This window comes from uncultured Virgibacillus sp. (genome assembly GCF_947495635.1).
GTDB lineage: Bacteria > Bacillota > Bacilli > Bacillales > Amphibacillaceae > Virgibacillus > Virgibacillus salarius.
This window is the reverse complement of sequence record NZ_CANMAB010000048.1, coordinates 17,189-28,157: the sequence shown is the minus strand read 5'-3', so window position 1 is coordinate 28,157 and position 10,969 is coordinate 17,189. Positions and strand designations below refer to the sequence as shown.

Here is a 10,969-nt window from a genome sequence, read left to right as displayed (position 1 = left end):
ACCAAGAGGGCTTTTTTTATGCATCCGGACTCTGCTTCGATATCCCCTCAAATTTCTCCCTTACAGGAATGCTCCTATTTATTATTTCGAATAAATTACCTTATTAACCCTCATTTAGAAATTTATTACATTAATTACGAAATATACATTAAATTCCATGAAATTTAAATATTATTTAAATTATCAAATATTTAAGTAATAACTAATGATTTCTTTCATAGGTTATCGATATAATAGAGCATTATTAATTAAGCATTCAACCTTTTCCATATCACTCTAGATGAAGAATACTTTCTAACTATTTGGGGAATTTACTTTCTACTGTTGAAACGGCTGAAAGCTGAAATATTAGGAATAAGCAAAAACTTTTCTAAAAAAACGTAAATACTAGCCAAAAAGGGAGAACTTAGCTGAAAATACTTTGAAAGCCATATTTTTATATGCAGGTGATGATTTACCACCTAGCGCTTCTATAACAACTCGTTTGCCTTCTTTGTTAAGAGTGAGTTCTTGCGCTCCGTCTGCACGCATAGTTTCTTCAAGGTTTGTAATGCGCTCATAAGGATGTTCGATCTTTTCATTGTGTTCAATAGATAGTTTGATAAAAGCCTTGAGTTGCTCTTTATCTGATAGAACTGTTGACTACCATGTCACAACCTTTTTTAGTAATTAAGAAACATGGACGAATTCATTTGATTCTCTCCTAATTAATTTTTTATTGCATGTTTAGCAATGTCATTACTAAAAAATATCCAACAGGTAAATTGAAAAATTCTGTAATGGTGTGTATTTCTTCTAAAAATGATTGATGACCTGATTCTTATCGGTAAAGATATAGTGTTTTCAATCCGATTAACTCTGCCATATCACGTTGAGGCAATTTATTTTCCTATTTCTGCAATAATGTTATATTAGATAAGAGATAATCATTCAAAGCTTTCCGTAACAACCCATCATTAGAAAGATGGTACAGACAGCTTCCAAAAAATAAAGAAGAAGATTTAAGACGATTAAAAAAAATATGGGAAACATTCAAGGAGTTTGATGAATAGGGTAATCACTATGCAAATGTATATAATTTAGCATACATTTGTATGGATTACATATAAAACTAAATTCTCAAAGGGGGGAGCATGCATGCGTACTACTGAATTTGTACTAGGACTAATTGGAGGTATTTTTGGATTTATTGCATCTATTATGGCTTTATTCATCGGTGGAGTTGATGCCGCATTTAGTGAATCTGGTACAAGCGAAGTCATTGGTCTAGGTTGGGCAGGATTTCTATTTTCTGCACTAGCTATTGTTGGTTCAGTTGTGGTTAGATCGAAGGCTAAAGTTGGGGGCATATTGTTATTGATTTCCGCTATAGGCGGTTTGATAAGTATCTCTATGTTCTATTTAGTTTCAGCAATAATGATAGGTATCGCCGGATTAATGGGAGTATTTAAAAAAGACAAAGAAAATAAAATGGCTGCATAAGCAAACAAAAGGGGGCAATTACATTGAAAAAGATTTTATTGTTATCGTTTTCATTAGTATTAATTTTTATGTTAGTAGCTTGTGGTGAGGCAGAAATCAAAGAAGCTGGCGCAGATGACGGAGAAAAAACTAGTGATGATTCCGCAGACAAAAAAGAAAAACCAAAGACACAAGAACTAGCAATTGGCGATGCCGTTGAATTTGATGGCATGAAAATAACTTTGAACGAGGCAAGAATTGAACCAGGTGGAGATTTTGACGAACCAGAAAATGACCAATTTGTAGTAGTTAATCTAACAGCTGAAAATAATACTGACGAAGAACAAACCATGTCCTCTATGATGAACGTTGAACTAAAAGACGTGGATGGTTATTCATATACAACAACGATATTAACAGAAGGCGTTAAAGCGCAATTTGATGGAACTATAGAACCGGGCGGAACACTAAGAGGTGAAATTCCTTTTGATGTTCCTGAATCAGATAGTTATGAATTACATTTTTCTGATCCTTTTAAATCTGGTAAAGCAATTTGGAAAATACCAGCTGAAAAATTAAGCAAATAACTTCCTTTTAGAGGCAGAGATAAACGAATGAAGAAACAGCAAAAACGAACGATAATTAATTTAAACTAATTATCGTTCGTTTTTTGATCAGAATCATTCATTTAGCACCTAAAATAAGCGAGACTCCGGCGGGAACAGCACGAAACCGAAGATCCACGTGGTAACGTGTTTTTCTTTACCACGTTAGCTGAGGCCGTTCCCGTGGAAAGCGCGTATATTTTCACGGTACGGCGATGATACTCCTATTGATAATATAATTATTCGTATTTTAAGTAAAGAAGTTGTGTTTTTGCCCCAGCCTCTACTTAAACCTTGGAATTTCTATTATCTGAAATTCATCCAATTATAGGATCTGTCTTTATATCGAGAAAAAGGGATGAAAATGGCCAACTTCCCATGTTCATGGGTTTTACATTCGCTTTTGCATTATTTATCTGATTACTCATTTGGTGAAAAAAGAATACACATGTTACTAAAAAGATGAAAGAAAATTCCTCTGACAAAATCAAAGGAAAATTTGATGATTCGCTCTAAAAAATAGCTTTTAAAAAAATTTCGTGACTTTCACGTGACATTTTTAACTAAAATCTATTTTCTGGAGCTTTGAAAAGCTTATGTACCGATCTTAATAATCGTTTGCCCATATCATATCAATATGCCAAATTCCATCCTCAAGATATGGTGACGATATTTGTTTAAACTCAAATGATTCATAAAATGCTTGTAAATAAAGCTGAGCTTGAATTTTAATTATTTTCGTTTTTTCTTCTTCTAAAGCTCCAATTATATACTCCATTAGCTTATTACCATATCCTTTTCCACGATATGCTTCAACGACCAGAACCCGTCCAATGGATGTCTCAGCATATTTACTTCCCGCTGGCAAAACCCGAGCATAAGCAATAACCTTTCCTTCGTCTGTTTTTAAGCAATAATGAACGCAGTGTTGATCATAATTATCCAACTCTGGATAAGCACAAGCTTGCTCTACAACAAATATATCCGTTCTCGCTTTCAAGATTTGATAAAGCTCGTCGTTAGTTAGTTCATGGAACGTACGCTTTAGCCAATACATACTAGTTCCTCCTCATCATGCAGACATTTGGTTGATATTATTTTACACAAAATAGAGTGATACTTCATGCAGAAATGTGTTTTTACAGTTTAGTCAGTTAGAAAATCACTTCGTAATTCCATTTTATATGGGGTATTTTAAAAGAGGATATTGAATGGTTGCTGTCGAATGAGATGAATAAAGAAAAAGATGAAGGGAGAAGTCAATTTGAATACAAAAGATATGAATATTGGGTTTATTGGTATTGGTGTAATGGGAAAAAGCATGGCGCTTAATCTAATTCAAGCGGGATATAATCTTTCCATCTATACCAGAACCAAATTGAAGGCTGAGCAATTACTAAAAGCTGGTGCAACTTGGCAAGATTCACCCGCATTACTAGCTCAATCATCCGACATCATTATTACGATGGTAGGGTATCCTAAAGATGTTGAGGCTATTTACTTTGGAAAAGAAGGCATTTTAAATTATATATCAAAAGGCACATACTTGATTGACATGACAACTTCAAAGCCTTCTTTAGCAGTAAAAATAGCCGAAGAAGCTAGGGAAAAAGACTGCCATGCATTAGATGCTCCTGTTTCAGGCGGTGATATTGGAGCAAAAAATGGGAAGCTTGCTATTATGATTGGCGGTGAAACAGAGGCATTTGATAAAGTATTTGAACTTTTCCAGGTTATGGGCGAAAATATAGTTCTCCAAGGAAAAGCTGGTGCTGGACAACATACCAAGCTTGCCAATCAAATCACAATAGCTTCAAATATGATTGGCGTATGTGAAGCAGTCGCATACACAAAAAAAGCTGGTCTTGATCCAATGAGGGTTCTTACTAGTATAACTACTGGTGCAGCCGGTAGCTGGTCTTTGTCTAACCTAGCACCACGTATGATAAAAGAGGATTATTCTCCTGGATTCTTTGTAAAACATTTTATTAAAGACATGAAGATTGCCTTAGAAACCGCAGAAGAAATTGGACTTAAAACGCATGGGTTGAAGCTATCACTCCAACTATACGAGGAGATAGAGGAAAAAGGTGAAGCCGATAGTGGAACACAGGCACTAATTAAACTATTTGAATAAGCAACCGAATAGTAAGGATAGGATACTGAAATGGCTCCTGAAATATCCGTAGACTCTTTGAAAAAGATGAGCGCTTTTCTGCGTGCGCTGTATTGCTGGCGAAGCCTTCCTTCTTCTAAGGGAGGGAAGGCTTCGATGAAGTCTCAGAGTACGGTCAACTTTAGGAGGCTTACCAGCCTCCTAAAGAAAGCAGCATAAATTTCCTGAACAGCTTCGTTACATGAACCATCATTTCTTGTTCGATTTTCTACTTGGATTAAAACGCGCTTTCCTCCACCTCTTCTTGCAAATTACTTTAATGGAGGAGATATGTTTTTCAGAAATTTTCATTATCCTTTTTAATCATAATTTTATGATCTATCGTTTTTTAATTTATTTGCCTCCTGTTGAACGATAAAGCCAAGGTCATCATTGCCAAATAACTGCAGAACTTGAAGTACTGTGTCTGTGGAGATCTCCTGTTCATCTTCTTTCGGTACAGTTAATGAAAGAGCATCTGCTAATGCTTCATTCTCCCATTGATCAGGATATGCCTGCCTATACAATGCGGTTGGGCTTAGATTATGATTGACACACCATTGTGCATAAATAAGTATCATCATCTGTTCATCTTGCTGATATCGTTTGACAACTTTATTTTCTTTATCTCTATGCTCCATTATTCACCAACATTTCTCATTAAAAATATCCAGGAAAATGACAATGCCTGTTTTAACTCAAGTGGTAAGTCATTATAATGGGCTTTGTTTACCCCTTGTTTATAGACTCCATATCCATCCATATATTGCAAGCCTTTCTCTTCACAAAGTTTCTGAAACTCCCAAGGCATCATCGTATTACAAATGGATTTTTGATTATGTAATCGCGGAAAGCTATTTAATCTGGGACCTGCTGTAGGTCCTAAAATCCCAACACATAGGAATCCATCCTCCCGCACAACACGTTTTAATTCGTCTAATGCCTTGTCTGGATTTTCTGTCCACTCTAATACATTGATTGCCATAATACCATCCATAGCGGAATCATCAAATGGCAATTGATTTATGTCTCCATGAATGAATGTAATTTCATCGGGAAGCTGTGATTGAGCATAGTCGATCATTTTTTTGGATAAATCCATTCCTGTAACTCGGTACCCTTCTTTGTAAAGCTTATATGCCCCATATCCATCACCGCAACCAATATCTAATAGTTGTTGGCAATTTGGTTTACTGTGCTTTTTGATAAAAGGTACGATTTGATGACGACTGCCTGATTCCCACATATTCTTGCTACGCTTATTCCAAAAATCTGCCTGATCATCCCACAGAACTGCCGCTTCCTTACTCCAATCAAAGCGTTTCATCCGCTCTCTCCTTTTGATCCAATTATAGATATTTGTAGCATAAAAGCGCAAGCGCCCGATTAGAAACGTAGGGCGATTCGTGAAGTCGCCTCGTTTCTGGGCGCTGGAACTGGACGCGGCTCAACACGCCCAAATTTATCCACAGGTCAAATTTTATAATTTTCTAGCCTATAAAAAAGGGTTTACCTCACGGAATGAGATAAACCCTTTATTTCATCTATTATAGACGAGTAACGTTAGCTGCTTGTGGTCCGCGGTTACCTTCTACGATTTCAAATTCAACGTCTTGACCTTCTTCAAGTGTTTTGAAACCTTCTGCTTGGATAGCAGAGAAATGAACGAATACATCGTCGCCATCTTCACGCTCGATGAAACCGAAGCCTTTTTCAGCGTTGAACCATTTTACTTTACCAGTCATTAAAATGACCTCCTTATACAAATATCGTGCAAAGTAATTGAATCATAAATACTTTTACACCTACTTTGATAAAGAGATCGTAAAGTATTATTCAAACTTCAATTTCCTTTTGCACCTTTAACTTTACCTTGTTATGAGTTAAAATGCAAGTGGATACCTTGATATTTGCAACATTTTTTTCACAATTAGGCTATTTCATATCCAAATTGTGTCAGAAGCATGATAATTAGCCAGGTCACTAGTCAATTTCACCTAACATAATTGCACTATACGATAACATCGTAGCCTTGTTCTTCAATTACCTCTTGCATATCAGCTATAGAAACCTTTGTGTCATCATAGGTTATATCGACTTTCCCAGTATTTAGATGCACCTCTACCGTTGTAACACCCGTTAAATTTTCTAGTGCACCTTTTACAGACTGCTCGCAATGACCACAGCTCATTCCTTTTACGTCGATTGTTGTTTGCATTATAAATAAATCTCCTTTCATTGTTTAGATAACTATTATTTATCCGTATTAAAACTCCAACTGATTGAAGTATTACTTTATCTTGGATACCTACTATTCTTACTTTATAACTTAACTCGTTTTAAACGAAGTGAATTAGAAACGACACTTACAGAACTAAATGCCATAGCAGCTCCAGCAATCCAGGGTGCTAATAATCCCATTGCTGCTATCGGAATTCCAGCACTATTATAGGCAAAAGCCCAGAACAGGTTTTGCCTGATATTCTTAATCGTCGCTTGGCTAATTTTAATTGCTTTTGGAATGAGAAGCAGTTCTCCTCCCAAAATCGTTACATCTGCTGCCTCAATGGCCACCTCGGTGCCTGTTCCAATCGCAATTCCTATATCTGCAATAGCAAGTGCAGGCGCATCGTTAATACCATCTCCTACCATTGCAACTTTTCTTTTATCCTCTTGGATCATCTTCACCTTAGCTGCTTTTTCTTTAGGTAGGACTTCAGCAATTACTTGGTCAATTCCAGCTTGATCTGCAATTGCCTTAGCCGTTCTTTCATTATCTCCTGTCAACATAACGACTTCCAACCCTTGATCTTTTAACTGTTTGATTGCCTGTAATGCAGTATCCTTTATCGTATCGGCAACGGAGATAATGCCTTGATACTCCTTATCTACGGCAATCAACATTGCTGTTTTTCCATGCTCTTCAAATGTGTGAAGCTGCATTTCGACATCAGTTGAATAGTTAATATCATTCTCCTTCATTAATAGTCTGGTACCAACAAGTACCTGATTACCATCTATCTGTGCAGCTATACCTCGACCGGGTATAGCATTGAAGCTTTCTACATCCAGCATATCTAATCCTTTTTCCGTTGCATAAGCTACAATAGCTTCTGCCAAGGGATGCTCTGAACCTTTTTCTGCACTTGCAACCAATTGTAATACACGCTCATCGCTAGTAAAATCTGTTACTTCTGGTTTCCCTTTAGTAATCGTTCCGGTTTTATCAAAAATAATTGTATCTAGCTTATGCGTTCGCTCAAGGTGTTCCCCACCCTTAAACAATATCCCATGTTCCGCTGCTTTTCCTGTGCCTACCATAATGGACGTAGGTGTAGCTAAACCCAGTGCACATGGACAAGCGATAACAAGTACTGCAATAGCAGCAACTAACGCTGGCTCCAGTTCACCAGGTACAACAAACAAGATCCAGGCTAAAAAGGTAAGCAAGGCAATTCCAACAACAATTGGCACAAAGTAACCTGAGATGATATCAGCTAATCGTTGAATCGGTGCTTTAGACCCTTGTGCATCCTCTACAGCCCTAATAATAGAAGCTAGTGCAGTCTCTTTCCCTACATTTGTCGCCTTCATTTCAAATGTGCCATTTTTATTTATGGTTGCACCAATCACTGTTGAGTCACGATCTTTTTCAACTGGAAGTGATTCTCCGGTAAGCATCGATTCATCCACAGATGTTCTTCCACACATAATAACACCGTCTACGGGTATTTTTTCACCTGGTTTAACGATTAATCGATCCCCTTGAATTACTTCCTCTATCGGTACCATCATTTCAGTGCCATTTCTAACCACTCTTGCTTGTTTTGCTTGAAGATTTAATAATTTAGAAATTGCTATTGTTGTTCTACTTTTGGCCTTTGTTTCTAAATATTTCCCAAACAAGATTAACGTAATTAAGATCGCACTCGTTTCAAAATAAAGATGAGGCATATAATTTTGATCGACCATTGCTTTCATTACCTCATAAAGACTATAAAAATATGCAGCGCTTGTGCCTAAAGCGACAAGTACATCCATATTTGCAGATCTATTACGAAGATTTTTATATGCTCCAGCATAAAACTGCCAACCAATTATAAACTGAACAGGTGTTGCTAAGGCAAATTGAAACCACGGATTCATAAAGATAGCTGGCAACTGTAAACCGAATAAATGATCAAGCATGGTAATTAACAGTGGAATGGATAATGTAGCTGAAACCATCAATTTCCATCTCATTTTCATGAGCTGTTTTTCTTTTTTTGATTGTTGTATATCGTTTCCAGCTTTAGGATTTGCTTTATAGCCAAGTTTTTGTACAGCATCTATAAAATCCTGTTCTTCAACTATTAGCGGGTTATATTCAATCGTAGCTGTCTCATTGGCTAGGTTAACGGATGCACTCCTAACTCCCTGTTTTTTACTTAAAGCTTTTTCAATTCTTGTTGAGCATGCAGCACAGGTCATTCCTAAAACATCCAGCTCCGATTTTTCTGTCTCAACACCATAACCTAGCTTCTCTATTTTCCCTGTAACATCTTCTATGCTTACGGTCTCTGGGTCAAAGTCCACATTTGCTTTTTCTGTAGTCAAATTAACCTGTGCTTCGACTCCATCTATTTTATTTAACACTTTTTCAATCCTTGAAGAACAGGCTGCACAGGTCATTCCTGTTACCCCAATGGTTATATGATCTTTTTCATGCATTGGATACGCCTCCATCACTTCGAGAATTGCTTTAAAACCTCCATTAGCTCTTCAATTGCTTCATTGCCCTCCCCAGATTTAACCGCATCGGTAACACAATGCTTAGTATGTCGTTCAGCAATTGAAAATCCAACTTTTTTTAGTGCTGCATTAATAGCACTTATTTGTACTAAAATGTCAATACAGTACCGATCCTCCTCAACCATTTTCTGTATCCCTCTTACTTGACCCTCGATTCGTTTGAGCCTATTGGTAACAGCTGACTTCTCATCTTTTGTTCTAGGTGTTACTGGATGCTCATGCTTTTGATTTGCCATCTATTTCATCCCCTTACATGTAGTTTCATATTCACCTTACACATATACTATACCCCCCTAATGTATTTTGTGCAAGGGAAATGCATCAAATTATATAAAGTGAAGCTTCCATCCGGTTTTTACTGAAACAAATACGTACAAAGGCTTCATTCGCCACGTCCTGTGGCAACGCCTTTGTGACCTACTTCCATGTAGGCCCGAACCAATCGGACATTTACTGGCAGTTGTTCCCTCACTTATCCATATTGATTTCTCTTTATTGCTTGAAGTGAGGGGAGTACTGCCAGTTATATGCAGGCGCATAGAATGCTATATACCTAAAAAAATCCCTTAGTAGTAGCCTCTATAATAAAAGGTTCCACTAAAGGATAGGTTCATTCGTATCTTTTAAAAAAATATATTAGAAATGGAATAATTCCAAATAAAACTGTACTATAATCCCATCAAGAATTGGTACATCGCTGTTTCATCATTTTATCTCATATTGTAAAGAGCGTCATCATTCACTTTCATCAGTGTCCTCTTCCTTCATTTATTTTTCTCTTTCTATACACAAATAACGATCACTAACCAGTTATATGTGGGATAAAAGTTTATGTCTTATGCGGCACTTTGCTTATTTGCTAAGATAAGCTTTGCTTGTATCAAACGTCTCCTTACTATAATTCCAATCCAACTAGCTAATAATGCTTTAATCATGCCTACTACAATAAAAGGAAGTGCTCCAGTTAAAAACGCAGTAGTCCAATCAAAAGCTAGTAAATACTTGATTTGTATCGTACCACAGATTAATGTGATCAGCATACCTATTGTATTTGCAAGGACGGCATAAGCTAAATTAAACTTAGTTTTTTCTAATACCCACCCTGTAATATAGGCAGCGAGAATAAATCCAAAAATATAGCCTCCCGTTGGACCTGCCAAAACCTGTATTCCTTGAGTAAAGCCTGCAAATACCGGTAGGCCACAGGCCCCTAGTAACGCATAGCAAATCATTGCTAGTGCACCTTGTCGACTGCCAAGAATAGTAGCTGTAATACCGACTGCCAACGTTTGACCACTAATAGGAATGAGTGGTAATGGAATTTCCACTTGAGCCAATATAGCTGTTAACGCAGCAAATATAGCACAATTTAAAATGATTCGGAGCCTTCTGCTTTGCTGATGCATAAATACCCGCCCTTTGCATTGAATAGCCTAGATTGTAATCTTCTTATATATAAGTGAAATTGTATGCAATAAAAACAGTATTGTCAACTACAAAAAATAGCAGTTAACAATACTGTTTTCTTAGGCTCTCCGCTTACTAGTTATAAGCTTGGAGAATAGAAAGAAAGATAGAAATAGCTATCGAATAGACACCTGTCCATATTAATAATTTTTGAACCGTTTGGTGAAAGCTCTTTTTAAATCGTTGCAACGAATAATCTTGTTTAACCATCTCTTCCGTTCTTTTCATCCCTCTATTTTCTGGAGTTACCCATTCCCAGATAATTCGAAAACCTTTAAAAAACAAATAAAACAATTCACTGTTTGTTAAATGAATGATAGCAACTATTAGTAAAGAAATAAGACCGACTATAAAAGCAATGTCCGTAATAAATAGAATATCCTTTAATACGATGATAATGAAAAACCACGCTAATATAAAGAAAACATGCTTCAGCAAGCTTACACCACCTTAGGAGCCAATCAACTTATAACTGGATGTCATTGGCTCC

The 10,969-nt window shown here is 36.7% G+C and carries 12 protein-coding genes and 1 pseudogene; 3 read left to right on the top strand and 10 right to left on the bottom strand.

Features of this window, described 5'->3' with window-relative positions; translation table 11 throughout:
* Window positions 1–387 precede the first annotated feature (387 nt).
* A pseudogene (locus Q1A47_RS11685) lies at window positions 388–606 on the bottom strand (ORF6C domain-containing protein); the annotation flags it as partial.
* A 531-nt stretch (window positions 607–1,137) separates the two neighbouring features.
* Here Q1A47_RS11685 and Q1A47_RS11680 point away from each other — a divergent pair.
* A complete protein-coding gene (locus Q1A47_RS11680; RefSeq protein ID WP_026682710.1) occupies window positions 1,138–1,482 on the top strand; it encodes a DUF4064 domain-containing protein in 345 nt (114 codons plus the stop codon).
* Between the two features lie 23 nt (window positions 1,483–1,505).
* On the top strand, window positions 1,506–2,048 hold the full coding sequence (locus Q1A47_RS11675) for a DUF4352 domain-containing protein (RefSeq protein ID WP_166530660.1): 543 nt from the start codon (window positions 1,506–1,508) through the stop codon (window positions 2,046–2,048).
* A gap of 625 nt (window positions 2,049–2,673) precedes the next feature.
* Here the strand turns inward: Q1A47_RS11675 and Q1A47_RS11670 are convergent.
* On the bottom strand, window positions 2,674–3,123 hold the full coding sequence (locus Q1A47_RS11670; protein WP_166530661.1) for a GNAT family N-acetyltransferase: 450 nt from the start codon (window positions 3,121–3,123) through the stop codon (window positions 2,674–2,676).
* Between the two features lie 189 nt (window positions 3,124–3,312).
* Here Q1A47_RS11670 and Q1A47_RS11665 point away from each other — a divergent pair, with 189 nt between their 5' ends.
* Window positions 3,313–4,203, top strand: coding sequence for an NAD(P)-dependent oxidoreductase (locus tag Q1A47_RS11665; protein ID WP_166530662.1), 891 nt, complete (start codon window positions 3,313–3,315; stop codon window positions 4,201–4,203).
* 350 nt (window positions 4,204–4,553) lie between these two features.
* On the opposite strand, the gene Q1A47_RS11660 is transcribed toward Q1A47_RS11665, so the two are convergent.
* The 8 genes from Q1A47_RS11660 to Q1A47_RS11625 all read right to left on the bottom strand — a co-directional run bounded on the left by Q1A47_RS11660 (window position 4,554) and on the right by Q1A47_RS11625 (window position 10,917).
* Window positions 4,554–4,862 carry a hypothetical protein gene (locus tag Q1A47_RS11660; protein ID WP_121604516.1) on the bottom strand — a complete coding sequence of 103 codons (309 nt, stop codon included), beginning with the start codon at window positions 4,860–4,862 and terminating at the stop codon, window positions 4,554–4,556.
* Window positions 4,862–5,548 (bottom strand): class I SAM-dependent methyltransferase, encoded by a 687-nt coding sequence (locus Q1A47_RS11655; RefSeq protein ID WP_026682715.1) that lies wholly within the window; start codon window positions 5,546–5,548, stop codon window positions 4,862–4,864. Before Q1A47_RS11655 ends, Q1A47_RS11660 begins: the two co-directional genes overlap by 1 nt.
* Before the next feature lie 220 nt (window positions 5,549–5,768).
* Entirely contained in the window at window positions 5,769–5,966 is a 198-nt protein-coding gene (locus Q1A47_RS11650) for a cold shock domain-containing protein (RefSeq protein WP_021288643.1), read from the bottom strand.
* A gap of 266 nt (window positions 5,967–6,232) precedes the next feature.
* On the bottom strand, window positions 6,233–6,439 hold the full coding sequence (copZ, locus tag Q1A47_RS11645) for a copper chaperone CopZ (RefSeq protein ID WP_026682716.1): 207 nt from the start codon (window positions 6,437–6,439) through the stop codon (window positions 6,233–6,235).
* A gap of 104 nt (window positions 6,440–6,543) precedes the next feature.
* Entirely contained in the window at window positions 6,544–8,931 is a 2,388-nt protein-coding gene (locus Q1A47_RS11640) for a heavy metal translocating P-type ATPase (protein ID WP_166530663.1), read from the bottom strand.
* 14 nt (window positions 8,932–8,945) lie between these two features.
* Window positions 8,946–9,248, bottom strand: coding sequence for a metal-sensing transcriptional repressor (locus tag Q1A47_RS11635; RefSeq protein ID WP_026682718.1), 303 nt, complete (start codon window positions 9,246–9,248; stop codon window positions 8,946–8,948).
* A 600-nt stretch (window positions 9,249–9,848) separates the two neighbouring features.
* Window positions 9,849–10,418: a biotin transporter BioY gene (locus tag Q1A47_RS11630; RefSeq protein WP_026682719.1), complete on the bottom strand. Its 570-nt coding sequence runs from the start codon at window positions 10,416–10,418 to the stop codon at window positions 9,849–9,851.
* A 136-nt stretch (window positions 10,419–10,554) separates the two neighbouring features.
* On the bottom strand, window positions 10,555–10,917 hold the full coding sequence (locus tag Q1A47_RS11625) for a DUF3899 domain-containing protein (RefSeq protein ID WP_166530664.1): 363 nt from the start codon (window positions 10,915–10,917) through the stop codon (window positions 10,555–10,557).
* Window positions 10,918–10,969 lie beyond the last annotated feature (52 nt).

Bases quoted from the DNA above. Each gene is read 5' to 3' on its own strand.
- Q1A47_RS11630 (WP_026682719.1), bottom strand. From the start codon at position 10,418: ATGCATCAGCAAAGCAGAAGGCTCCGAATCATTTTAAATTGTGCTATA.
- Q1A47_RS11665 (WP_166530662.1), top strand. From the start codon at position 3,313: ATGAAGGGAGAAGTCAATTTGAATACAAAAGATATGAATATTGGGTTT.
- Q1A47_RS11640 (WP_166530663.1), bottom strand. From the start codon at position 8,931: ATGCATGAAAAAGATCATATAACCATTGGGGTAACAGGAATGACCTGT.
- Q1A47_RS11655 (WP_026682715.1), bottom strand. From the start codon at position 5,548: ATGAAACGCTTTGATTGGAGTAAGGAAGCGGCAGTTCTGTGGGATGAT.
- Q1A47_RS11650 (WP_021288643.1), bottom strand. From the start codon at position 5,966: ATGACTGGTAAAGTAAAATGGTTCAACGCTGAAAAAGGCTTCGGTTTC.
- Q1A47_RS11635 (WP_026682718.1), bottom strand. From the start codon at position 9,248: ATGGCAAATCAAAAGCATGAGCATCCAGTAACACCTAGAACAAAAGAT.
- copZ (WP_026682716.1), bottom strand. From the start codon at position 6,439: ATGCAAACAACAATCGACGTAAAAGGAATGAGCTGTGGTCATTGCGAG.
- Q1A47_RS11680 (WP_026682710.1), top strand. From the start codon at position 1,138: ATGCGTACTACTGAATTTGTACTAGGACTAATTGGAGGTATTTTTGGA.
- Q1A47_RS11670 (WP_166530661.1), bottom strand. From the start codon at position 3,123: ATGTATTGGCTAAAGCGTACGTTCCATGAACTAACTAACGACGAGCTT.
- Q1A47_RS11660 (WP_121604516.1), bottom strand. From the start codon at position 4,862: ATGGAGCATAGAGATAAAGAAAATAAAGTTGTCAAACGATATCAGCAA.